Origin of the sequence: Mycobacterium sp. IS-836, assembly GCF_001954275.1 — a bacterium.
GTDB lineage: Bacteria > Actinomycetota > Actinomycetes > Mycobacteriales > Mycobacteriaceae > Mycobacterium.
The window spans coordinates 1-22,307 of the sequence record NZ_MBEU01000055.1 but is presented as its reverse complement, the minus strand read 5'-3'; the positions used below and the strand labels follow the sequence as shown (position 1 = coordinate 22,307).

The window sequence follows — 22,307 nt, the reverse complement described above, 5'->3', positions numbered from 1 at the left end:
TACACTGACGTGTTGTGTCCTTCGCCGAAGCCACAATCGCGCGCTTGCCCGGGGTCATTCAGCCGTATGCGCAGCGCCATCATGAACTGATCAAATTCGCCATCGTCGGCGGCACCACGTTCATCATCGACTCGGCGATTTTCTACACGCTGAAGCTCACGATCCTCGAGCCCAAGCCGGTGACCGCCAAGGTCATCGCGGGCATCGTCGCCGTCATCGCGTCCTACGTGCTGAACCGGGAGTGGAGCTTCCGCGACCGCGGCGGGCGCGAGCGCCACCACGAGGCGCTGTTGTTCTTCGCGTTCAGCGGCGTCGGTGTGCTGCTGTCCATGGCCCCGCTGTGGATCTCCAGTTACGTCCTGCAACTGCGGGTGCCGACGGTGTCGCTGACGGTGGAGAACATCGCCGACTTCATCTCGGCGTACATCATCGGCAACCTGCTGCAGATGGCGTTCCGGTTCTGGGCGTTCCGGCGCTGGGTGTTCCCCGACGAGTTCGCGCGCAGCCCCGACAAGGCACTCGAATCCGCCCTCACCGCGGGCGGTATCGCCGAAATCTTCGAGGACGAGATCGAGGGCGGCAACGTCACGCTGCTGCGGGTCTGGCGCAACAGGGCGCGGGCGCGTCAGCTCGGCGATTCCTCGGAACCCAGGGTGTCGAAGACTTCGTGATACAGCAGCGCGTGCACCTCGCGCAGGCGCGGAATGTCGTAGAACTCCAACGGATCTTGTGACGCCGACTCGATAATCAGCGTGCCGGTGCGAAACATTCGCTCGACGATCTTGTCCCGGAATTCCACGCTGTTGATCCGCGCCAACGGGATGTCGATCCCGCTGCGGGTCAGCACCCCGTGCCGAAACATCACCCGCCGGTTGGTGACGACGAAATGTGTGGTCAGCCAGCTCAGGAACGGCCACAGCGTAAGCCAGCCGACGATCACCAGCCAGATCCCCCAGATGACGCCGTAGATGATGTTCTTGGCGAGCTGCCCCCAGTGCGTCGAGTTGAGATAGCCCGACCCGAACGCCGCGAGCGCGGTCACCACGATGAGTACGACGACGGGCCAGATCAAGCGCTTCCAGTGCGGGTGGCGGTGTATGACGACCTGTTCGCCGGCGGCCAGGGCGTTGTCCGGGTAGCTCATGGTCGCGAAGTTACCGCTTCCTAACGTAAATGCACCACGTCGCCGGCGGAAACGACGACGGTCTCCCCCTCCGTTTCCACGCATAACCTGCCCTGGTCGTCGACGGCGCTCGCGGTCCCGACGACTTCCCGGCCGCCCGGAAGTTCGGCGCGCACCCGCGTGCCGATGGTCAGGCTGCGGGCTCGGTAATCCGCGGCCAGCTGCCAGTCGGCCCCGCGTGCGAGCCGCCAGGCGGTGATGCGGCTGCCGAGCTCGCGCAACACGGCGCGGACCAACGTGTTGCGGTCGGGCGCGGCCACGCCGAGGTTGAGCAGCGACGTGGGCGCAATGGTCCCGGGCTCGTCGACCTCCTCTGGGGCCTGAGTGACGTTGAGCCCCAAGCCAATTACCACGACCGGCCGCGTCACCTCGGCAAGGATTCCGGCCAGTTTGCCCCGCGAATCGGGTGGACCGGCCAACACGTCGTTGGGCCATTTCAGCCCGGCCTGCACGCCGATGCCGTCGAGCAGCGGGGCCAGCGCGTCGACGACGGCCACCCCGGTGGCCAGCGATAGCCAGCCCCAGCCCTCGGTCGGGACGTCCACGACGCTGACGCCGACCGACATGGTGATCTGCGCGCGCGGGGAGGCCGACCAACCGCGGCCGTGCCGCCCGCGGCCGGCGGTCTGATGCTCGGCGATGAGCACCGCCCCCGCGACGTCGTCTCCCGCGGCAGCGCGGGCCAGCAAATCGGCGTTGGTGGAACCGGTTTCGTCGACGACGTCGAGCCGTCGCCAGCCCAGCCCGGTGCCGATCAACTCGGCGCGCAGTGCGGCGGCGTCCAGTGGCGTTCTGAGCTCATCGGAGTCTGTCACCGGACCCAGCCTAGAACGCGTGGCTCATCGAGGGCTCTGGTTGCGCGCGTCGAGGACCGGATCCCTGGTGCCGCTGTTGAGCTGCTGTCCACCGAGATCGCCGCGGGTGCGCGGAAACCGCCTCCAACCGAGAATGAAGCCTGCCGTGAGCAATGCCGCCCCGCCGGCGACCGCTAGCCGGACACCGCCGATGAAGTCTTTGTCGGCAGCGCGCACGACCAGACGCTCCTGCGCTGATGTCATTGGATGGCCTGGCCCAATGTTTGCGGGGTGGGCGGACGGATTCGCGCCTTCCACTACGGCCCCGATGACAGCTTTGCGTTCGGCGGGATCGGCGATGACGGTGTCCAGCCGGGTCGGCAACGTCGCGCTTAGCCAGACCGCGAGGACGGAGCCGAAAAGTGCGACGCCGAAAATGCTGCCCAGCGACCGTTGCAGATTGATCAGGCCAGCGCCCATACCGGCTCGGTGATCGTCAACCTCGGTCATAGCAAGCTGCAACAGTGGCGTGGCGCAGCCCCCATACCCCGCACCGAATAGCGCCAGGCCAATGATCACCACGGGGATTGCGCGGCCGATGGCGACCGCGAATAGTGCCAACCCGATGATCGACGCCGCCAGACAGACCAGCGCCGGCAGTCGGGGGCCCGAATCTTCTACCGCGCGGCCAGCCAGTACGCTCGCGACCCCAAATGCCACCGGGACCGGCAACAGCAGCAGACCCGCGTGCATGGGAGAGAACGCGCGTACGTTCTGGAAATGCTGGGTGGCCACCATCAGCAAGCCAAAAAAGCAGGATGTCACCAGGAAGTAGATCAGCAGCGCCGATCGGTACACCGGCTGGCTAAGCAGCTGAAGTTCGATCAAGGGGAATGCCGCGCGGCGTTCGTGCCGAACAAACAGCCATAGCAGCACGACAGCCAGCAGCAGCGCCGGCCCTACTACGTTCAGCTCCCGATGCATCCGCGGGACCTCGATGAGTCCGTAAGCGATCATTGCGATCGCGGGGGCGAACATCAGCTGACCCGGCCAGTCGAGTTGGGTCGGGTCGGGATCCCTGGACTCAGCGGCAGCAACCAGCGTGAGGAGCCCGACGATTGCTCCCATCGGGAGGTTCACCGCAAAGACGCTGCGCCATCCGAGGTCCTGGACCAGGAACCCGCCCAGCGCCGGGGAAACCGCTGCACCGACACTCCCCATGGCCATCCAGCCGGCTATCGCCCGCGCTTTCAACCCCGGGTCGGGAAACGCGTGACTGAGCAGGGCGAGCGACAACACCGAGATGAAGGCCGCTCCCACGCCCTGAATAATTCGCGCCACCGTGAACAGTCCAAGACTGACGGGTAGCGCGCACACGACGGAGGAGGTGACGAATACCGCGAGCCCGATCAAAAACCCGCGCTTGCGACCGTACCGATCACCCAGCAAGGCACAGCTCATCAACGCGGCAGCCATGCCCAGGCTATAGCCTGCGACGGCCCACTGAAGACCTCGCTCACCCGCCTTGTACGCCGCCTGGATGCTGGGCAGCGCGACGTTGACGACGTTGACGTCCACACACACGATGAAGATGCCCAGCCCGGCCGCGACCACGGTCATCCGCTGGCGCGCCGTCATCGCCGGATGGGCATGCTGCACCCCGGTCATTGCGACAAGCTTTTCGCGACGGGTTCGGGACAATGGCCCATCAGGCCCTCCTTGCTCTCGCGCATCTAATTTTGCTCACTTCGGCTGCTTTGGACTCAGATTCGGGGATCTTCACGATCGCTCGACCCGAGACCTCACCCTCATGGGCAGGCCCTTCATGGGGAAGACGGGATAACCGCCGCTAAGCTCGACACCCATGACGAGCGTTACCGACCACACCGCGGAACCCGCGGCCGAGCACAGCATCGACATCCACACCACGGCGGGCAAGCTGGCCGAGCTGCACAAGCGCCGGGAAGAGGCACTGCACCCGGTCGGTGAAGAGGCCGTCGAGAAGGTGCACGCCAAGGGCAAGCTGACCGCCCGGGAGCGCATCCTCGCCCTGCTGGACGAGGACTCGTTCGTCGAGCTCGATGCGCTGGCCAAGCACCGCAGCACCAACTTCGGCCTGGAGAAAAACCGCCCGCTCGGCGACGGCGTCATCACCGGCTACGGCACCATCGACGGCCGCGACGTATGCATCTTCAGCCAGGACGCCACCGTGTTCGGCGGCAGCCTCGGCGAGGTGTACGGCGAGAAGATCGTCAAGGTCCAGGAGCTGGCGATCAAGACCGGGCGCCCGCTGATCGGCATCAACGACGGTGCCGGGGCGCGCATCCAGGAGGGCGTCGTCTCGCTGGGCCTGTACAGCAAGATCTTCCGCAACAACATCCTGGCTTCCGGTGTCATCCCGCAGATCTCGCTGATCATGGGGGCCGCGGCGGGCGGGCACGTGTACTCGCCGGCCCTGACCGACTTTGTGGTGATGGTCGATCAGACCAGCCAGATGTTCATCACCGGACCCGACGTCATCAAGACCGTCACCGGCGAGGACGTCACGATGGAGGAGCTCGGCGGCGCCCACACGCACATGGCCAAGTCCGGCACGTTGCACTACGTGGCCTCCGGTGAGCAGGACGCCTTCGAATGGGTCCGCGACCTGCTGAGCTACCTGCCGCCCAACAACGCGACCGATCCGCCCCGCTACGCCGCGCCCATCCCGGTGGGCGCCATCGAGGAGAACCTCACCGACGAGGACATCGAGCTGGACACGCTGATCCCCGACTCCCCCAACCAGCCGTACGACATGCACGAGGTGATCACCCGCATCCTCGACGAGGACGAGTTCCTGGAAATCCAGGGCGGTTACGCCCAGAACATCGTCGTCGGGTTCGGTCGGATCGAGGGCCGGCCGGTGGGGATCGTGGCCAACCAGCCGACGCACTTCGCGGGCTGCCTGGACATCGACGCCTCCGAGAAGGCGGCGCGGTTCGTGCGGACCTGCGACTGCTTCAACATCCCGATCGTGATGCTGGTCGACGTGCCCGGCTTCCTGCCCGGCACCGGCCAGGAATACAACGGCATCATCCGGCGCGGCGCCAAGCTGCTGTTCGCCTACGGCGAGGCCACGGTCCCGAAGATCACCGTCATCACCCGCAAGGCCTACGGCGGCGCCTACTGCGTCATGGGCTCCAAGGACATGGGCTGCGACGTCAACATCGCCTGGCCGACGGCGCAGATCGCGGTGATGGGCGCCTCGGGCGCCGTCGGGTTCGTCTACCGCAAGCAGTTGAGCGAGGCCGCCAAGGAAGGCAAGGACGTCGACGCGCTGCGGCTGCAGCTGCAGCAGGAGTACGAGGACACGCTCGTCAACCCCTACGTCGCGGCCGAGCGCGGATACGTCGACGCGGTGATCCCGCCGTCGCACACGCGCGGCTACATCGGCACGGCGCTGCGTCTGCTGGAGCGCAAGATCTCGCACCTGCCGCCCAAGAAGCACGGGAACATCCCACTGTGAGCCCGGATATCCAAGAGACTCAGAAGCCGCACGAGCCGCACATCCAGATCCTCAAGGGGCAACCCACCGCCGAGGAGCTGGCCGCACTGATCGCGGTGCTGGGCGCCGCCGGCGCTGCGCCGGAGCCGCCACCGGCCGAGCGCACCCGCTGGGGCCTCCCGGTCGACCGGTTGCGTTTTGCGATGACGAATTACCAGCGGCTCACCATGCAGCAGATGACTCATATGAAGCAGTGACCCGGCTGGTGCTGGCGTCGGCCTCGGCCGGCCGGCTCAAGGTGCTGCGCCAGGCCGGCGTCGATCCGCTGGTCGTCGTCTCCGGTGTGGACGAGGATGCAATCGCCGCGGCCCTGGGCCCGGACGCATCACCCGGTGACGTCGTCAACGCGCTGGCGGTGGCCAAGGCTGATGAGGTCGCCGGCAGGCTGGATGGCGGCATCGCCGCGGATTGCGTTGTCATCGGCTGTGATTCGATGCTTTACATCGACGACAAGTTGTGCGGTAAGCCGCAATCCGTCGCTGCCGCTCGTCAGATGTGGCAGTCGATGGCGGGCCGGGCCGGCCGGCTCTATACCGGCCACTGCGCTATCCGATTGGTGGACAGCGAAATCGTTCATCGTGACGCGGAAACATCGATCACCACTGTGCGGTTCGGTAATCCATCACCCGATGACCTCGAGGCCTACCTTGCCGTCGGGGAGTCGTTGCGGGTCGCCGGAGGGTTCACGCTCGACGGCCTTGGCGGCTGGTTCATCGACGGTGTCGACGGCGACCCGTCGGCTGTGGTGGGCCTCGGGCTGCCGCTGACGCGATCGCTGCTCGGCCGCGCGGGCCTGTCGATCGCCGCGCTGTGGGCGGACAATCCGCTCGGCCAGCACCGCCCGCGGTAAAACCGGGTCCCGCGGGAGCGGGCGAGGCCCCAAGCGCTGCAACCGAATCCACTCCCACTCCTGGGCTTCAGGATGTTTCGGGTACGTTCAGTTATATTTAATGGCCATGTGGACGTTACCGCCGCCCACGAACCCATTCAGATCAGCCGCCACGGGCCGGGCCGCCGCAAGAAATCGCCGCTGCCGTGGTTGAAACCGCTAACCGCACAGACCTTGGCGTAGCGTTCGACGAGCTCGATGCCAAGATCAACGCGGGCATGAAGGCCTATGCGATTCCGGGCGTCGCGGTTGCCGTGTGGGCCGGCGGCCAAGAATACGTCAAGGGCTACGGGGTCACCAACGTCGACCATCCGTTGCCCGTCGACGGCGACACCGTCTTCCGAATCGGTTCTACCACAAAGACTTTCACAGGCACGGCGATGATGCGGCTGGTCGAGCGGGGCGAGGTAGACCTGGATTCACACGTGCGTCGCTTTATCCCCGACTTCGCGGTGGCCGACGAGTCAGCCAGCGCCGTGGTGACCGTGCGCCAACTGCTCAACCACACTGCGGGCTGGGATGGTCGCAATGGGCAGGACTTCGGGCGCGGCGATGACGCGGTGGGGCGCTACGTCAACTCGATGACACGTTTACCGCAGCTGACTCCTCCGGGAACCGCGTTCTCGTACAACAATTCGGGCCTTGTGGTGGCGGGCCGCATCATCGAGCTTGTCACCGGAACAACCTACGAGTCTGCGATGCAGAAACTGGTGCTTGACCCGCTGCAGCTGGCGCACACCCACTACTTTTCCGACCAGATCATCGGTCTGAATGTGGCGGCACCTCACCGGGTGGTCGACGGCAAACCCCTGGTCGATACCGACTTTTGGGCATTCCCGCGCAGCTGCAATCCCACCGGTGGGTTGATGTCCACGGCGCGAGATCAGCTGCGCTACGCACAGTTCCACCTCGGCGACGGCAGGGTGCCCAACGGCGAGCGGACCCTGAGCCGACAGTCGCTGGAGGCGATGCGTTCGAACCCGGGCGCGGGCGGAACACTTTTTGTCGAGCTGACCGGGATGGGCGTGACCTGGATGCTGCGGCCCTCCGCGGAGAATGTGACCATCGTTGAGCACGGGGGGACCTGGAAGGGGCAACGCTCCGGTTTCGTCATGGTGCCCGATCGCAACTTCGCCATGACCGTGCTCACCAATTCCGATGGTGGATTTCATCTCATCAACGACCTTTTCGCCTGCGACTGGGCGTTGCGAAGATTCGCCGGGGTCACCAACCTGCCCGCCACACCACAACACCTTGGCGCCGCCGAGCTCGAGCCCTACCAGGGCAGGTACATTGCCGAGCAAGTCTCGCAAGATGGCAGCGTCGAGCAAACGGTCATCGAATTCCGGGCAAGGCACGGCCAGCTCGCCGGCACCATGGGCGCCGGCGATGCCGACGCGGATGGCGAAAACAACGTCGAACTGGGCCTCGCCTTCTACCGGCCCGACTATGGGCTCGACCTCGGACCCGACGGCCAGCCCACCGGCAGTCGATCAAACTTCGTCCGCGGTCCGGACGGCAACATCGCCTGGTTCTGTAGTCAGCATGGGCGTCTGTTCCGACGCCAATAACACCGCACCGCAGAATTAGGCGGCGCTAAGGTGGGCCGATGCCCCGCACCGACGACGACAGCTGGGACCTGGCGTCTGGTGTCGGCGTCACCGCCACCATTGTCGCGGCCGGGCGCGCGCTGGCCACCAGGGATCCGCGCGGCTTGATCAACGATCCGTTCGCCGAGCCGCTGGTCCGTGCGGTGGGCCTGGATTTCTTCACCAAGCTGATGGACGGCGAACTCGGCATGTCGGCAATCGCGGACGTCTCGCCGACCGTGGCGCAGGCGATGGTCGACGGAAACGCGGTGCGCACGAAGTACTTTGACGACTACGTCCTCCACGCCACCGATGGGGGTGTTCGGCAGGTGGCGATCCTCGCTTCCGGGTTGGACGCCCGGGCCTACCGGCTGTCGTGGCCGGCCGGGACGGTGGTGTACGAGGTCGACCAACCACGGGTGATGGAGTTCAAGACGACGACCTTGGCCGACCTGGGCGCGGAGCCCTCCGCCACTCTGCGCGCCGTGCCCATCGACCTGCGCGCGGACTGGCTCACGGCGTTGCGAGCCGCCGGCTTTGACTCGTCAGCACCGACGGCGTGGCTGGTCGAGGGGCTACTGATTTATCTGAAGCCGGAGGCCCAGGATCGGCTGTTCGACGACATCACCGCACTCAGTGCGCCCGGGAGTATGGCAGCCACCGAATTCGTTTCCAGTATCGTGGATTTCGGCGCCGAGCGAGCGCGGACCATATCCAACCCATTCCGCGACCATGGCGTCGACGTCGACTTGGCTTCGTTGATCTACCCCGGCGAACGCAACCACGTCCTCGACTACCTGACCGCCTTGGGCTGGCAGCTCGAGGGCGTGCCGCTCGCCGAACTGTTCCGGCGCAGCGGCCTCGATGCGCCCGCCGGAGACGACGACACCATCTTCATCAGCGGCACCCTGACCGACCAGCCGCGGTAACCAACCCCCGCCGTGTCCCCCGATCGGGGGACGACGCGTTCATCACCATTGCGGGCCGATCGGCGGAGTTCCGCCAGACCAAATCTTCCTAGATTCGAAGTGTGCAGCTCGGCCGTCCCTCGGGCGCCGAGATCCCACACCAGAAAGGCGGAATCGTGATGCGCCAAGACCGCGATAGCTGGGATCTGGCCAGCCATGTCGGCGCGACCGCGACGCTGGTGGCCGCGGGCCGCGCCAGGGCCACCAATTCGCCCGAGCCGCTGATCGAGGACCCGTTCGCCGAGCCGTTGGTCCGCGCGGTGGGTATCGAATTCCTTGTCAAATGGGCCACCGGAGAGCTCCGCGCGTCCGACGTCGACGAGCCCGGAGCGGCCTGGGGTCTGCAGCGAATGACCACCGATTTGGTGGCCCGCACTCGCTATTTCGATCAGTTCCTTACCGACGCGACCGCGACCGGTATCCGGCAGGTGGTGATCCTGGCGTCTGGGCTCGACGCGCGGGGCTACCGGCTGCCGTGGCCGCCGGGCGTGGCGGTGTTCGAGATCGATCAGCCGGCCGTGCTTCGGTTCAAGGCCGAAACGCTGGCAAGGCTGGGCGCCCAGCCCACGGCGCGGCTGCAAATAGTGCCGGCCGACCTGCGGGACGATTGGCCGGTCGCGCTGCTGCGTAGCGGATTCGACCCCGCGTTACCGACCGCCTGGATCGCCGAAGGATTGTTCGGTTATCTCCCCCCTGAAGCCCAGGATCGCCTGCTGGACAACGTCACCGGGCTCAGCGCGCCGGGAAGCCGGATGGCCATCGAGGCGTTCGTGGGGTCGGCGGAGCTGGACTCCGGGCGGGTCCAAGAGATCATCCGCGGTGCGACTCGCACCTGGCGCGACCACGGATTCGATCTGGACATCTGCTCGCTGAACTATCCCGGGGCCCGCAACGAGGTCGCCGGGTATCTCGACAACCACGGGTGGCAGTCGACGGGGACCACGGCCGCGCAGCTCCTGGCCGATCACGGCCTGCTCGGGACGCCTGGCGATTACGACTCGCCCTCCGACAAGCCCAGCTATTACACTTCGGTTCTGGCGGCTTAAAGGGGAACTCGTTGCGGATTCTGGCGGTCACGCGTGCCCACAACGCCGGCAAGACCTTGGCCGAAACGTTGGACTCGCTGGCCACCTTCAGCGACGACATCTACGCGATCGACGACCGCAGCACCGACGACACCGCCGCGATTCTCGCGAACCACCCCGCGGTCACCAATGTTGTTCGCGCCCGGGCAGATCTACCGTCCACACCATGGCTGGTCCCCGAGTCCACCGGGCTGGAGCTGCTGTACCGGATGGCCGATTTCTGTCGCCCGGACTGGATGGTGATGGTGGACGCCGACTGGACTTTCCAGATCGACGTGGACATCCGTGAGGTGCTTGCGCGCACACCGGACGACGTAGCCGCGCTGATGTGTCCGATGGTATCCCGCTGGGATGATCCGGAATATCCGGACATGGTGCCGGTGATGGGCACCGCCGAGGCGATGCGCGGGCCGTTTTGGCGCTGGTACCCGGGCCTGTATGCGGGGCCCAAGTTGATGCACAATTCGCACTGGCCGGCCAACATCACCGAGCACGGTCGGATAGGGCAGCTGGACGGAATCCGCTTGACGCACAACGGCTGGGCGACGTTGGAGGAACGGATCTCGCGAGTCAAACACTATCTGCGGCTCGATCCGGATTTTCGGCACAACTTCGGCGTGGCCTACGATCGGTCGCTGTTGTTCGGCTATGCACTCGACGAGGTCGACCTCCTCAAAGCGGACTACCAGCGGCGAGTGCGCGGCGACTTCGACCGGATCGAGCCGCGGGCGCGGCTGCCGATCGAGGCGGAGCCACGCGCGATTGGCCGCGGATACGGGCCCCGCGCGGACGGTTTCCATCCCGGCGTCGACTTCGCCGCTGACCCCGGCAGCCCGATCTACGCCGTCATATCCGGAACTGTTTGCCGCGCAAGCGATGTCGGTGATCTTTACTCAGTGATCATCTCGAACGGCGATACCGAAATCCGCTACGTGTTCCGGCCTGGTGGCGACACACAAATCGCGCGCGGTGATCGGATAAGCGCGGGAACCCGGATTGGCAGCATCGGTGCGGAAGACCAATCGACGGACGGTTATCTGCATTTCGAGACGCGGGTTGGGCGTGCACACGTCAATCCCCTGCGCTATCTGGGCAACATGGGGCTGCGGCCCTGGCCGCCGCCGGGGCGGCTGCGCGCGGTATCGGGCAGCTATCCGCCCGCCACACCATGCACGATCATCGCCGACGAGTAATCCTGGGCGACGTCAGCGCGGAGCGTGGGCTGTTCGTTGGCAAGCCTCGATCCGTTCCAGCAGACTGCGGCCTGCGCGGATCGTCGAGCGGACCTCCTGCAACAGTTTGGCGGGATGCTGCAGGTCCACGTCGTGTAGTCCTTCGTAGCGGTCGATGCCGAAACCCGCGGTCTCGATACGAATTCCGAACGGCAGGGCCAGAGTTCGCAGCGCGTCAAAGTGCTGATAGGGGACGAACGGCTGACCGGTCACCAGTAGACAACTCGATTGGTTCATATCCAGGGTCCGCGCGGTAAAGGTGAAGGTATCCGCGGAGGTGGCACGGCGGATGTCGGGGTCCGGCGACGGTGCCTCGATGAGTGTGATGGGCAGCCCGAGGCCATTGCTGTCTTCGTCGAAGCGCCAGACCATCTGGCCTCGATGCGGGTCGCCGCCCCGCTGACGCCCATGCCGTACGGCTTCGCGAGTATCCACCCCAAACGCGTCGGCCGCGGCGGCGGCCAGCAAATCGAATTCGGAACGCGCGCCTGGCGCGCAGGACGCGACCGCGTCGTCTTCGGACGGCAACAGCCGCCGAGAAGCGGCGGCCAACACGACATGACCGACGCGGTTCTCTGCAGCCAGGTCCCGCGCCAACCGGGCCCTGAGCATGTTCGAGTAACGTCCGGTGCCGATCACCAGCATGTAGTCGAATCTTGTTTCAGTGGGCCATGTTTCATCTGTAAGGCCCAGCCGTCGCGCCAGCGTCGTGATCGCGTTCAGCTGCCGGTCCGGCAAGTCTAGACGGGGGATCATCCACCGCGCTCCGCCGCCGGCGTCTTGGCACCGCACCTGTTCCCCGTAACGTGCCCGCGTCCGGCTCCGGTAATCCCATACCTCGCTGAACTCGTCCAGGTAGGCCAACCGGTCCGCCAGACTGTCGTGCCGCGGGAAATCTCCGCCGAACATCGCAACCAACTGCGCCAGCGCGTCGTGGGCGCTCCACGCGTCGACATCCCCGTGCAGCGACGTCAAGAACTCGCCATCCCACTCGCCGCCACGCATCGACACCTCAGCCGGACCGTTCACGTCAATTTCTCGCTCCCTGAACACGACACAACACCCGCCGCATGTGGAATGCAGCCTTTCATCAGCCTAACTGCGGTGAACTGGGTCAAGATGCGCTTTTTTTACCCGCAATGATGGGGCTCACTGGAAAGACAAGACGCCGCCGACCCCGTCTTGTTCGTAGGCGTATTGCGGCTGATCCTTCGCCCATTGGATATAGCGGTCGATGCCTTCCCAGATACCGACTTCGGGCTTGAATCCGATGCTCTTTGCGAGATCGATGTTGGCCGGGAAACTAGCGACTTCTCCGGGGCGTGCCTCGCGATAGGCGATCTTGGCGCCGAACTTTTCCGCGATGTACTCGACGATGTCCTTCACCCGGGTGTTTTTGCCGCTCGCGAAATTGATCGCCTGTCCGCGAAGCCCGGCGTTTTGCAACACAAGGTTGTAGGCACGAACGATGTCGCTGACGTATAGATAGTCGCGTGTCGCCGAGCCGTCGCCGAAGATCGTGAGGTTTTCGCCGTTGATGGCCTGGCGGACGAGTCGTGGAATCAGCGCGCCGAATCGCCCGGTTTTCTGCCGCACCCCGAAGATGTTGAATGGCCGAACAATCGTGACGTCAAGGCCATAGGAGCGGTAGTAGGAGTAGCACAACCGATCGGCCGCCGCCTTGGAGGCACCGTAGGGGCTGTTCGGTTTCAGCTCCGCTCTCTCGTCGAGACGCTCGCCCTCCCGCAGATTGTGTCCGTCGCCATACACTTCGCAGGTTGACACGTAGATCAGCCGGTTCTTGTAGCGTCGGACCGCCTCGAGCACGCGGTAGGTACCCATGACGTTGGTTTCGAGAAAGCTCTCTGGTTCGCCGAGAGACTGGTCGACGTTGATATTGGCGGCCAGATGAAAAACGACGTGGTGATCGCGCACCGCGCGATGGACCGTTTCCCCATCAGTGACCGAACCCGAAATAAAGGCGGCGCGCTCGTGCGAACGAAAGTCACTCGTGTTTCGGGTTGCGCTCTTCGACGATGTATTCAGGACAGTGACCCAATGCCCGTTCGCGAGTAGCGACTCGGATAGATGACTTCCCTGGAAGCCCGCGCCCCCCGTGACAAGTATTTCCATCTGGTTCGCCCCTCGGGTGTTATTGGTAAGCCGTAAGTTTAATCGGTACTCGCGGGTCAATAACCCGCTTTTTTTCCTGGCGGTAGGCTCGACGTTGTGCCGCTACCTCCTGATCCGAGCCCCACGCTGTCGGCCTACGCCCACCCCGAACGGCTGGTCACCGCCGACTGGTTGTCCGCCAACATGGGCGCCCCGGGCCTGGCGATCGTCGAGTCCGACGAGGACGTCCTGCTCTACGACGTCGGCCACATTCCGGGTGCGGTGAAGGTCGACTGGCACACCGACCTCAACGACCCGCGCGTGCGCGACTACATCAACGGCGAGCAGTTCGCCGAGCTGATGGACCGCAAGGGCATCGCCCGCGACGACACCGTGGTGATCTACGGCGACAAGAGCAACTGGTGGGCGGCCTACGCGCTGTGGGTGTTCACGTTGTTCGGCCACGCCGACGTGCGGCTGCTCAACGGCGGGCGCGACCTATGGCTGTCCGATCGCCGGGACATGACGCTCGAGGTCCCCACCAAGACCTCGTCGGGCTATCCCGTCGTGCAGCGCAACGACGCGCCGATCCGCGCGTTCAAGGACGACGTGCTGGCCAACCTCGGCAGCCAGCCGCTGATCGACGTGCGCTCGCCCGACGAGTACACCGGCAAGCGCACCCACATGCCCGACTACCCCGAAGAGGGCGCGCTGCGCGCAGGCCACATCCCCACCGCCCGGTCGATCCCGTGGGGCAAGGCGGCCGACGAGAGTGGCCGCTTCCGCAGCCGCGAAGAGCTGGAAGAGCTGTACGGCTTTGTGCAGCCGGACGACAAGACCATCGTCTACTGCCGCATCGGCGAGCGGTCCAGCCACACCTGGTTCGTGCTCACCCATTTGCTGGGCAAGCCCGGGGTGCGCAATTACGACGGGTCGTGGACCGAGTGGGGCAACACCGTGCGGGTGCCGATCGTCGCCGGCGAGGAACCGGGAGCCGTGCCGGTCTGATGAGTCTGCCCGCGCCGCTGGCCGAGGTGGTGTCCGACTTCGCCGAAGTGCAGGGCCAGGACAAACTGACGTTGCTGCTCGAATTCGCCAACGACCTGCCGGAGCTGCCCGCCGACATGGAACAAGCGGCCATGGAGCCGGTCCCCGAGTGCCAGTCACCGCTGTTTTTGCATGTCGACGCGCACGACCCGGATCGGGTGCGGCTGTACTTCAGCGCGCCCGCCGAGGCGCCGACGACCCGCGGGTTTGCCTCGATCCTGGCCGCCGGGCTCGACGAACAACCCGCCGCCGACATTCTCGCGGTACCCGAGGATTTCTACGCCGAGCTGGGTCTGGCCGCTCTGATCAGCCCGCTGCGGTTGCGCGGCATGTCGGCGATGCTGGCCCGCATCAAACGGCGGCTGCGCGAGGCGGCGTGATCGCAAACGTGATCTTCAAACGGATCGGAGACCGGGTATCAGCGCCCACGGCGCGGCGCATAAACTTCCCCGGACAAGACTTGTAAGAAATTCTCTTAGACAAAGAGACGTCCAGCCAAACAGGAGGCGAAGTGGCCAATCACGCCAGCTCGAGGATCGCCAAGGTGCTCGTCGCCAACCGTGGCGAGATCGCTGTCCGGGTGATCCGGGCGGCCCGCGACGCGGGCCTGCCCAGCGTGGCGGTGTACGCCGAGCCCGACGCCGAGGCGCCGCACGTGCGCCTGGCCGACGAGGCGTTCGCCCTGGGCGGTCAGACGTCGGCGGAGTCCTACCTGGACTTCGGGAAGATCCTCGACGCGGCAGAGAAGTCCGGCGCCAACGCCATCCACCCCGGGTACGGATTCCTTTCGGAGAACGCCGACTTCGCCCAGGCGGTCATCGATGCCGGCCTGATCTGGATAGGCCCCAGCCCGCAGTCCATCCGCGACCTGGGCGACAAGGTCACCGCCCGCCACATCGCCGCCCGCGCGCAGGCGCCGCTGGTTCCCGGCACCCCCGACCCGGTCAAGGACGCCGACGAGGTGGTGGCCTTCGCCAAGGAATACGGCGTGCCGATCGCGATCAAGGCGGCCTTCGGCGGCGGCGGCAAGGGCATGAAGGTGGCCCGCACCATCGAGGAGATTCCCGAGCTGTACGAGTCGGCGGTGCGCGAGGCGGTGTCGGCGTTCGGCCGCGGCGAGTGCTTCGTCGAGCGCTACCTGGACAAGCCCCGCCACGTCGAGGCGCAGGTGATCGCCGACCAGCACGGCAACGTCGTCGTCGCCGGCACCCGCGACTGCTCGCTGCAACGCCGCTTCCAGAAGCTGGTGGAGGAGGCGCCGGCGCCGTTCCTGACCGACGCCCAGCGCAAGGAGATCCACGAGTCCGCCAAGCGGATCTGCAAAGAGGCCCACTACTACGGCGCCGGAACCGTCGAATACCTGGTCGGCCAGGACGGGTTGATCTCGTTCCTGGAGGTCAACACCCGCCTGCAGGTCGAGCACCCGGTCACCGAGGAGACCGCCGGCATCGACCTGGTGCTGCAGCAGTTCAAGATCGCCAACGGCGACAGGCTGGAGCTCACCGAGGATCCCACGCCGCGCGGGCACGCCATCGAATTCCGCATCAACGGTGAGGATGCGGGCCGCAACTTCCTGCCGGCCCCCGGCCCCGTGAACAAGTTCCACCCGCCCACCGGTCCGGGCGTGCGGCTGGACTCCGGCGTCGAGACCGGCTCGGTGATCGGCGGGCAGTTCGACTCGATGCTGGCCAAGCTGATCGTCTACGGCGCCGACCGCAACGAGGCGCTGGCTCGGGCGCGGCGCGCGCTGGACGAATTCGAGGTCGAGGGCCTCGCCACGGTGATCCCGTTCCATCGCGCCGTGGTGTCCGACCCGGCGTTCATCGGCGACGACGACGGATTCTCGGTGCACACCCGCTGGATCGAGACCGAGTGGAACAACACCGTCGAGCCCTTCACCGGCGGCCAGCCGCTGGACGACGAGGACGCGCGGCCGCGGCAGAAAGTGGTGGTCGAGGTCGGCGGCCGGCGGCTCGAAGTCTCGTTGCCGGCGGACCTCGCGCTGTCCAACGGCGCCACCACCGACGCCGTCGGCGCCATCCGCAAAAAGCCCAAGCCCCGCAAGCGCGGTTCGCATTCCGGCGCGGCGGCGTCGGGTGACGCGGTCACCGCACCCATGCAGGGCACGGTCGTCAAGGTGGCGGTCGAGGAGGGCCAGGAGGTCGCCGCCGGCGACTTGGTCGTGGTCCTCGAGGCGATGAAGATGGAGAACCCGGTCACCGCGCACAAGGACGGCACCATCACCGGACTCGCGGTCGAAGCCGGCGCCGCCATCACCCAGGGCACGGTGCTCGCCGAGATCAAGTAAGGGTCCGACCGGCAATACTCGCGAAACGTTGTCGGGCCGTCCAGGCACGGGTAGGGTTCGGGACAGGTTGAGTTCACAGCCACCCGGAATACGTCGCTGACGTCGAGGTAGGCGAATTCCCTGCCCTCAAGCGTTTTAGGACGCGCGGCTGGCGTATTGCACCGCACGAATCCTCCGGTAGCGAGGGAGTACGCAATGCCTGTGACCCAATCTTGGCAACAAAGCCACACCGCCCAATTCAGCGCCCGCTGGGAGCCGGGGGGCATGGTGATCACCGTCGACGGTGAGCTCGATGCCGCCAACTCGGATCAGCTCGCCGAGTATGTGCGCCGCAGCGCCAGCCCTTCCCAGCGCGTGATAGTGGACCTGCGCGGACTGGAATTCATTGGTACAGCCGGTTTTTCGGCGCTGCATCGCATTAACGTGGTGTGCTCGGCCGCCCAGACGTCCTGGGCGATGGTAACGAATGCGGCGGTCTCGCGGTTGCTGCGTGTCTGCGACCCGGACGGCACCCTGCCGGTGACGTCACCGGCCGACGAGCCGCTGCTGCAGTCGACGACCTGGGCCGCCGGTGGCGCTACCGCAACTGGTCGCGCAATCGGGTTAGCGATTTAGACAGCAGCCGAGACACGTGCATCTGTGAGATGCCGACCCGGTCGGCGATTTGCGTCTGGGTCATCGATTCGAAGAAGCGCAGCACCAACACCGTCCGCTCCCGCTCGGGCAGCGCCTCGAGCAGCGGTCGCAGCGATTCGCGGTTCTCGATCTGATCCAGGCCGGTATCCACGTCGCCCAGAGTGTCGGCGATCGCGCGGGCGTCGTCGTCGTCGCTGCCGCCGCCGCTGTCGATGGACAACGTGTTGTAGGAGCTGCCCGCCACCAGGCCCTCGATGACCTCGTCGCGATCCATTCCCAGTTCGCCGGCCAGTTCGGTCGCGGTCGGGGCCCGGCCGAGCCGCTGGGACAGATCGGCGGTGGCGGTGCCCAGCCGCAGGTGCAGTTCCTTAAGCCGCCGCGGAACCTTGACCGACCAGCTGTTGTCGCGGAAGTGCCGTCGGACCTCTCCCATGATCGTGGGCACCGCGAACGAGACGAAGTCCGACCCGGCGTCGATGTCGAAGCGGACCACCGCGTTGACCAGCCCGACCCGGGCGACCTGAACCAGGTCGTCGCGCGGTTCCCCCCGCCCCTCGAACCGCCGGGCGATGTGATCGGCCAGCGGCAGGCACCGCTCGACGATCTTGTCCCGCTGGCGCTGGAATTCCATGGAGTCGGCGGGAAAAGTAGCCAATTCCCGGAACATGTCCGGAACATCGGCGTATTCGTTCGGCCGCGTATCCGAACCGCCGGCATCTCGGGCCGTCACCGGGTGGCGGCCGCCTTTCGCGCCGTCAGCGCGATACCGAAAACGCTGCCGGCTTCACTGGGTTCGCGACCGTCATGGAAAGTCTGGACGTCGTCGGCCAACGAGGTCAGCACGTGCCAGCTGAAGCTACCCGGGGCCACCACGTCGTGAGTGTCGCACGCCGCGGACGCCTCCACTATCAATTCGTCGTCGAGCGGGTCGACCAATACGACGAGCGTGGCATCGGGGGTGGCCGACCGGATCAACCGAGTGCACACTTCGTCGACCGCGAGCCGTAGGTCCGCCACGGCGTCGAAATCGAGATCCTCGAAGGTGCCGATGGCACCGACCAGGGTGCGCAGCATCGCCAGGTTTTCCAGGCGTGCAGCAACGTGTACCTCGACGGCGCGGTGGCCTCGCTGGCGCTTGCTCCCGTGCAATCGCGCATCGGTCATATGGTCTCCCGGCAATGTTTGACTGACACTACTTCCGCTTCGCAGCCCGCCTTCGGCCGCGTGATCGAGCCGGTTAGTCACGATTCCCGCCGGGTATTCCACCCGATATGAACGGGCCTGACACGACCGACACTGTGCGGACGCGCCGGCTCAAGCGCGTCGCAGTCGTCGCCGGGATCACGCTGGTCGTATTGGTCGTTATCGCGATAGCCATCTATGTCGGTGCCTTCGTGATTTTGTCTCCCATGATGGGATAACCACGCTAACGCAGCATCGCGGCACTCATTCATGGTCTAGTCCAGATACCCGCTCCGCGCGCCCGGTAACCGCAACGACCGGGTTTTCTGGCGAACCCTCCGAAGCGGTTTGCGATTGGCGATCGCGGTCCGTAATCGCGGCCCTTAACGGCGGCAACCGCGAGACCTACACTTGTCGTCATGAGGCAAATTCTGCTTCGGGCAGTTGTGCTTCTGGGATCGTGGGCGATCGGCCTGGCGGTGGCCGCCTGGGTTGTCCCCGGCGTTCGGGTGTCGGTGTCCGGATTCGTGGTCGCGGTGGTGGTGTTCTCGGTGTTGCAGGCGATCCTGTCCCCGTGGATTTTGCGGTTGCCGCGCGCGTACGCGTCGCTGCTCTTCGGCGGCACCGGGCTCGCGCTGACGGTCGTCGCGTTGGGTCTGGCGTCGGGGTTCACTCACGGGCTCACCATCCACGGCGGCGCGTCCTGGATTGCCGCGACGACCGTCGTCTGGCTCGTGACGACGGTCGGGGCGATCACGCTGCCCGAGGCGCTGGTTCGCGAGGCGCCAGGCCCTATCTGACGGCGTTTTAGAAGGTTGGTTATCTCATCCGTCATTGGCGGAGGGAGAGGCGGAGGGAGAGGTGATGGGAGACAGGCATCACGATCCGACGGACCATTTCCGGACCACGCAACCTCACGCTGGTATCACGATGAAGGACAACCTCTTCTGGCCGGGATTCATCCTGTTCGTCGTCGCAGTCGCCGGGATGATCGCCACCGCGGCGGCCGCCGCGTACGGACACTACGAATGGCTGCCCACGACGGTCCTCGTCGCGGTCCTCGGCACCGTGGCCGGGGCGCTGTGGTTCGTCGTAGAGCTTCGCCGCGTGAGCCGCATCGACGAGCAGTGGCACGTCACGGGCGCCAAGAGCCCGCCGCGCCAGCGCGCCGTCAGCTAAGCGCCGGAAGCGGCTAAAGGGCCAGAACCGGTCCCGCGATCGCGGGCACGCCCATAGAGACCGTCACCGCGGTCAGCGTCAGCAGAAACCAGCCCGCGCCATGCCATCCCCACCAGGTCCCCTCGTGGCGCCATACCTGGTAGGTGCGCAGGAATGCCCAGAGCCCGCCGGCCAGGAGAATCAGCGGTCCCCCCAATGCCAGCACCGTCCGCTGGGGCGCGCCGCACGCCGCGGTGTCGACGCCCGTCCCCGGGCACGTGCTGACCCACAACGCGGCCAGGACGATGAACCCGACGCCGGCGGCCGTGGCCAGGGCGGCAAAACGGATGGCGGCGTGTACCTCGCCGTCTTCCTGGCCTAAGCGATCACCTCGTGATCGCTCATCCGCTTTTGGCATCTGAGAACCTCATATCTCCGGCTGCTCTTGATCCATCGTTCGTTACGCGGCATTTATTACCGCGTTATTGAAATTTCCTCCCGCCCCGTCCTGCCGGCCCGGCGAGAAGGCGCATGGGAGCAGATACCCCGCGCTAAACCCGGGTAAACCGCTTACCGCCTCGATATCGCCTGCGTCGCCGGCCTAGCAGCAGCCACCAAAGCGGCGCGCGAAATGGCGGGGGTCGGCAGCGGGAAGGCCTCCGCGCGCCGAAGTACCAACACCGTCAATTACTCGGGCGAGTTACCGCTGGCCAGGGGGGAAGTTCGAATAACGCGCAGTCGGCGAGTGATCTTGAACACCGTGAGTACTATCTGACACATGCCGACAGCCAGGAGGCGGTTATCCCCAGAGGATCGGCGCGCCGAGCTGCTCGCGCTAGGTGCCGAAGTCTTCGGGAAGCGGCCCTACGACGAGGTCCGTATCGACGAGATCGCCGAGCGCGCCGGCGTGTCCCGGGCCCTGATGTATCACTACTTCCCCGACAAGCGCGCGTTCTTCGCCGCCGTCGTCAAGGACGAGGCCGACCGGCTGTACGAAACCACCAACAAGGACACCGCCACCGGACTGACGATGTTCGAAGAGGTGCGCAGCGGTGTGCTCGCCTACATGGCCTATCACGAGCAGAACCCGGAGGCGGCGTGGGCCGCATACGTCGGCCTGGGCCGGTCGGACCCGGTTCTGCTGGGCGTGGAGGACGACGCCAAGAACCGGCAAATGGAACACATCATGAGCCGCATCGCCGAGCTCGTCCACAAGCTGGGGACGAAGCTGGAACCCGACGTCGAACGGGACCTGCGGGTGATCTGCCACGGCTGGCTCGCGTTCACCTTCGAGACGTGCCGGCAGCGCATCATCGACCCCAGCACCAACGCCGACCGCCTCGCCGATTCGTGCGCGCACGCGTTGTTCGACGCGATCGCCCGGGTGCCGGAGATCCCCGACGAGCTGTCCCACGCGATGGCGACCGCTCGTCTCGAACCGCGCTAGCCGATCGTTTTTGTCGGTGCCTGTTGGCACCATGGCTAGATGACCACTCGCGACCCGCTAGGCCGGTTCAGCGCGATCACGCGTGAGTGGTTCGGCAGCACCTTCGCCACTCCGACCACCGCGCAGGCGGACGCGTGGGACGCGATCGCCGACGGCGACAACACTCTTGTGATCGCGCCCACCGGGTCCGGTAAGACGCTGGCGGCTTTCCTGTGGGCCCTGGATAGCCTCGCCGGCGGCGCCGAGCGCCCGTCCGGGACCCGGGTGCTCTACGTGTCACCGCTCAAGGCGCTGGCCGTCGACGTCGAGCGCAACCTGCGCACCCCGCTGGCCGGCCTCACCCGGATCGCCGAGCGCCACGGCCAGCCCGCACCGAACATCAGCGTCGGGGTCCGTTCCGGCGACACCCCACCCGCCGTCCGTCGTCAGCTCATCAACTCCCCGCCCGACGTGCTGATCACCACGCCGGAGTCGCTGTTTTTGATGCTGACCTCGTCCGCGCGCGAAACCCTGGCCGGCGTGCGGACCGTGATCGTCGACGAGATCCACGCCATCGCCGGCGGCAAGCGCGGCGCGCACCTGGCCCTGTCGCTCGAGCGCCTCGACGACCTGTCACGCGACGTCCCCGGGGGCCGGCCCGCCCAGCGCATCGGGCTCTCGGCGACCGTGCGTCCGCCCGAGGAACTCGCCCGGTTCCTGTCCGGCCAGGCGCCGACGACCATCGTGGCCCCGCCGTCGGCCAAGACCGTCGAGCTGACCGTGCAAGTGCCGGTGCCCGACATGGCCAACCTGGCGAACAACACCATCTGGCCGGACGTCGAAGCGCGGCTCGTCGACCTGATCGAATCGCACGGTTCGACCATCGTGTTCGCCAACTCGCGGCGGCTGGCCGAGCGACTGACCGCACGGCTCAACGAGATTCACGCCGAGCGCAGCGGTGGTTGGGGGGGGCGGGGGGGCGACGCCACGGGGGGCGGGGGGGGGGTCGGGCCCCCCGGGGGGGGGGGCGGCGGCCGGCGGGGCGGGGGGGGGGGGGGGGGGTGGGCGCGGCGCCCCCTGCCGGGGGGGCGCCCGCCCCCGGCCCCCCCCCGGCGCCCCGCGCGCCCCCCCGGACGCGCGGACCGCGGGGACCC

At 66.4% G+C, this 22,307-nt stretch carries 24 protein-coding genes; 16 read left to right on the top strand and 8 right to left on the bottom strand.

The window, feature by feature from the left end:
- The first annotated feature begins 14 nt into the window (after positions 1-14).
- Entirely contained in the window at positions 15-671 is a 657-nt protein-coding gene (locus A5747_RS15235; protein ID WP_076125611.1) for a GtrA family protein, read from the top strand.
- Here A5747_RS15235 and A5747_RS15230 read toward each other — a convergent pair.
- Genes A5747_RS15230 through A5747_RS15220 form a run of 3 tightly spaced genes read right to left on the bottom strand, consistent with a single transcriptional unit; the run spans position 626 to position 3,615 of the window.
- Positions 626-1,144 carry a PH domain-containing protein gene (locus tag A5747_RS15230; RefSeq protein ID WP_076118993.1) on the bottom strand — a complete coding sequence of 173 codons (519 nt, stop codon included), beginning with the start codon at positions 1,142-1,144 and terminating at the stop codon, positions 626-628. The two genes, A5747_RS15235 and A5747_RS15230, sit on opposite strands and share 46 nt — an antisense overlap.
- Before the next feature lie 20 nt (positions 1,145-1,164).
- Positions 1,165-1,998: a biotin--[acetyl-CoA-carboxylase] ligase gene (locus tag A5747_RS15225; RefSeq protein WP_076125609.1), complete on the bottom strand. Its 834-nt coding sequence runs from the start codon at positions 1,996-1,998 to the stop codon at positions 1,165-1,167.
- Between the two features lie 24 nt (positions 1,999-2,022).
- On the bottom strand, positions 2,023-3,615 hold the full coding sequence (locus A5747_RS15220) for an MFS transporter (RefSeq protein ID WP_083700474.1): 1,593 nt from the start codon (positions 3,613-3,615) through the stop codon (positions 2,023-2,025).
- Positions 3,616-3,841: 226 nt separating this feature from the next.
- Here A5747_RS15220 and A5747_RS15215 point away from each other — a divergent pair, with 226 nt between their 5' ends.
- From A5747_RS15215 to A5747_RS15185, 7 genes are all read left to right on the top strand, one after another.
- Complete coding sequence (locus tag A5747_RS15215; protein WP_076125604.1) at positions 3,842-5,482, top strand: acyl-CoA carboxylase subunit beta; 1,641 nt, start codon at positions 3,842-3,844, stop codon at positions 5,480-5,482.
- Positions 5,479-5,718: an acyl-CoA carboxylase subunit epsilon gene (locus A5747_RS15210; RefSeq protein WP_083667585.1), complete on the top strand. Its 240-nt coding sequence runs from the start codon at positions 5,479-5,481 to the stop codon at positions 5,716-5,718. The genes A5747_RS15215 and A5747_RS15210 overlap by 4 nt, the downstream gene beginning before the upstream one ends.
- The gene (locus A5747_RS15205; protein WP_076125602.1) at positions 5,715-6,371 is read left to right on the top strand and encodes a nucleoside triphosphate pyrophosphatase; all 657 of its coding nucleotides are present in this window, start codon (positions 5,715-5,717) and stop codon (positions 6,369-6,371) included. The genes A5747_RS15210 and A5747_RS15205 overlap by 4 nt, the downstream gene beginning before the upstream one ends.
- Positions 6,372-6,544: 173 nt before the next feature.
- Positions 6,545-7,981 carry a serine hydrolase gene (locus A5747_RS15200; protein ID WP_142245599.1) on the top strand — a complete coding sequence of 479 codons (1,437 nt, stop codon included), beginning with the start codon at positions 6,545-6,547 and terminating at the stop codon, positions 7,979-7,981.
- Positions 7,982-8,019: 38 nt separating this feature from the next.
- Complete coding sequence (locus tag A5747_RS15195) at positions 8,020-8,928, top strand: class I SAM-dependent methyltransferase (protein ID WP_076125597.1); 909 nt, start codon at positions 8,020-8,022, stop codon at positions 8,926-8,928.
- Between the two features lie 155 nt (positions 8,929-9,083).
- The gene (locus tag A5747_RS15190) at positions 9,084-10,013 is read left to right on the top strand and encodes an SAM-dependent methyltransferase (protein WP_076125772.1); all 930 of its coding nucleotides are present in this window, start codon (positions 9,084-9,086) and stop codon (positions 10,011-10,013) included.
- A gap of 11 nt (positions 10,014-10,024) precedes the next feature.
- Positions 10,025-11,245 carry a peptidoglycan DD-metalloendopeptidase family protein gene (locus A5747_RS15185; RefSeq protein WP_076125595.1) on the top strand — a complete coding sequence of 407 codons (1,221 nt, stop codon included), beginning with the start codon at positions 10,025-10,027 and terminating at the stop codon, positions 11,243-11,245.
- Positions 11,246-11,257: 12 nt separating this feature from the next.
- Here the strand turns inward: A5747_RS15185 and A5747_RS15180 are convergent, their stop codons facing one another.
- Both A5747_RS15180 and A5747_RS15175 read right to left on the bottom strand, forming a co-directional pair.
- Positions 11,258-12,289, bottom strand: coding sequence for a hypothetical protein (locus A5747_RS15180; RefSeq protein WP_233148061.1), 1,032 nt, complete (start codon positions 12,287-12,289; stop codon positions 11,258-11,260).
- Positions 12,290-12,433: 144 nt separating this feature from the next.
- Complete coding sequence (locus tag A5747_RS15175; protein WP_076125592.1) at positions 12,434-13,417, bottom strand: NAD-dependent epimerase/dehydratase family protein; 984 nt, start codon at positions 13,415-13,417, stop codon at positions 12,434-12,436.
- A gap of 96 nt (positions 13,418-13,513) precedes the next feature.
- Here A5747_RS15175 and A5747_RS15170 point away from each other — a divergent pair, with 96 nt between their 5' ends.
- The 4 genes from A5747_RS15170 (at position 13,514) to A5747_RS15155 (ending at position 17,366) form a co-directional block, all read left to right on the top strand.
- A complete protein-coding gene (locus A5747_RS15170; RefSeq protein WP_076125589.1) occupies positions 13,514-14,404 on the top strand; it encodes a sulfurtransferase in 891 nt (296 codons plus the stop codon).
- Entirely contained in the window at positions 14,404-14,823 is a 420-nt protein-coding gene (locus tag A5747_RS15165) for a SufE family protein (RefSeq protein WP_076057664.1), read from the top strand. The genes A5747_RS15170 and A5747_RS15165 overlap by 1 nt, the downstream gene beginning before the upstream one ends.
- Before the next feature lie 131 nt (positions 14,824-14,954).
- Positions 14,955-16,751: an acetyl/propionyl/methylcrotonyl-CoA carboxylase subunit alpha gene (locus A5747_RS15160; protein ID WP_076125587.1), complete on the top strand. Its 1,797-nt coding sequence runs from the start codon at positions 14,955-14,957 to the stop codon at positions 16,749-16,751.
- A 195-nt stretch (positions 16,752-16,946) separates the two neighbouring features.
- Positions 16,947-17,366, top strand: coding sequence for an STAS domain-containing protein (locus tag A5747_RS15155; protein ID WP_083667583.1), 420 nt, complete (start codon positions 16,947-16,949; stop codon positions 17,364-17,366).
- On the opposite strand, the gene A5747_RS15150 is transcribed toward A5747_RS15155, so the two are convergent.
- Together A5747_RS15150 and A5747_RS15145 are read right to left on the bottom strand one after the other, a co-directional pair.
- Positions 17,329-18,117, bottom strand: a complete 789-nt coding sequence (locus A5747_RS15150; protein WP_076125584.1) for an RNA polymerase sigma factor SigF — start codon at positions 18,115-18,117, stop codon at positions 17,329-17,331. The two genes, A5747_RS15155 and A5747_RS15150, sit on opposite strands and share 38 nt — an antisense overlap.
- Entirely contained in the window at positions 18,114-18,551 is a 438-nt protein-coding gene (locus tag A5747_RS15145; RefSeq protein ID WP_076125582.1) for an anti-sigma factor, read from the bottom strand. The genes A5747_RS15150 and A5747_RS15145 overlap by 4 nt, the downstream gene beginning before the upstream one ends.
- A gap of 437 nt (positions 18,552-18,988) precedes the next feature.
- Between A5747_RS15145 and A5747_RS15140 the strand changes: the two genes are divergently transcribed.
- Together A5747_RS15140 and usfY are read left to right on the top strand one after the other, a co-directional pair.
- The gene (locus A5747_RS15140; protein ID WP_076125580.1) at positions 18,989-19,369 is read left to right on the top strand and encodes a phage holin family protein; all 381 of its coding nucleotides are present in this window, start codon (positions 18,989-18,991) and stop codon (positions 19,367-19,369) included.
- Positions 19,370-19,433: 64 nt separating this feature from the next.
- Positions 19,434-19,748, top strand: coding sequence for a protein UsfY (gene usfY / locus A5747_RS15135; RefSeq protein ID WP_076125578.1), 315 nt, complete (start codon positions 19,434-19,436; stop codon positions 19,746-19,748).
- A 13-nt stretch (positions 19,749-19,761) separates the two neighbouring features.
- On the opposite strand, the gene A5747_RS15130 is transcribed toward usfY, so the two are convergent.
- The gene (locus A5747_RS15130) at positions 19,762-20,145 is read right to left on the bottom strand and encodes a hypothetical protein (RefSeq protein WP_076057658.1); all 384 of its coding nucleotides are present in this window, start codon (positions 20,143-20,145) and stop codon (positions 19,762-19,764) included.
- A gap of 360 nt (positions 20,146-20,505) precedes the next feature.
- Between A5747_RS15130 and A5747_RS15125 the strand changes: the two genes are divergently transcribed.
- Positions 20,506-21,174, top strand: a complete 669-nt coding sequence (locus tag A5747_RS15125) for a TetR/AcrR family transcriptional regulator (protein WP_076125576.1) — start codon at positions 20,506-20,508, stop codon at positions 21,172-21,174.
- A gap of 39 nt (positions 21,175-21,213) precedes the next feature.
- The coding region (locus tag A5747_RS15120) for a DEAD/DEAH box helicase (protein WP_233148057.1) at positions 21,214-22,307 on the top strand (1,094 nt) is incomplete at its 3' end.

What these genes read in the sequence shown, in the direction of transcription:
- A5747_RS15230 (WP_076118993.1), bottom strand. Translation starts at nt 1,144, where the DNA reads ATGAGCTACCCGGACAACGCCCTGGCCGCCGGCGAACAGGTCGTCATA.
- A5747_RS15220 (WP_083700474.1), bottom strand. Translation starts at nt 3,615, where the DNA reads ATGACGGCGCGCCAGCGGATGACCGTGGTCGCGGCCGGGCTGGGCATC.
- A5747_RS15215 (WP_076125604.1), top strand. Translation starts at nt 3,842, where the DNA reads ATGACGAGCGTTACCGACCACACCGCGGAACCCGCGGCCGAGCACAGC.
- A5747_RS15195 (WP_076125597.1), top strand. Translation starts at nt 8,020, where the DNA reads ATGCCCCGCACCGACGACGACAGCTGGGACCTGGCGTCTGGTGTCGGC.
- A5747_RS15180 (WP_233148061.1), bottom strand. Translation starts at nt 12,289, where the DNA reads ATGCGTGGCGGCGAGTGGGATGGCGAGTTCTTGACGTCGCTGCACGGG.
- A5747_RS15175 (WP_076125592.1), bottom strand. Translation starts at nt 13,417, where the DNA reads ATGGAAATACTTGTCACGGGGGGCGCGGGCTTCCAGGGAAGTCATCTA.
- A5747_RS15165 (WP_076057664.1), top strand. Translation starts at nt 14,404, where the DNA reads ATGAGTCTGCCCGCGCCGCTGGCCGAGGTGGTGTCCGACTTCGCCGAA.
- A5747_RS15155 (WP_083667583.1), top strand. Translation starts at nt 16,947, where the DNA reads ATGCCTGTGACCCAATCTTGGCAACAAAGCCACACCGCCCAATTCAGC.
- A5747_RS15145 (WP_076125582.1), bottom strand. Translation starts at nt 18,551, where the DNA reads ATGACCGATGCGCGATTGCACGGGAGCAAGCGCCAGCGAGGCCACCGC.
- A5747_RS15140 (WP_076125580.1), top strand. Translation starts at nt 18,989, where the DNA reads ATGAGGCAAATTCTGCTTCGGGCAGTTGTGCTTCTGGGATCGTGGGCG.
- usfY (WP_076125578.1), top strand. Translation starts at nt 19,434, where the DNA reads ATGGGAGACAGGCATCACGATCCGACGGACCATTTCCGGACCACGCAA.
- A5747_RS15130 (WP_076057658.1), bottom strand. Translation starts at nt 20,145, where the DNA reads ATGCCAAAAGCGGATGAGCGATCACGAGGTGATCGCTTAGGCCAGGAA.
- A5747_RS15125 (WP_076125576.1), top strand. Translation starts at nt 20,506, where the DNA reads ATGCCGACAGCCAGGAGGCGGTTATCCCCAGAGGATCGGCGCGCCGAG.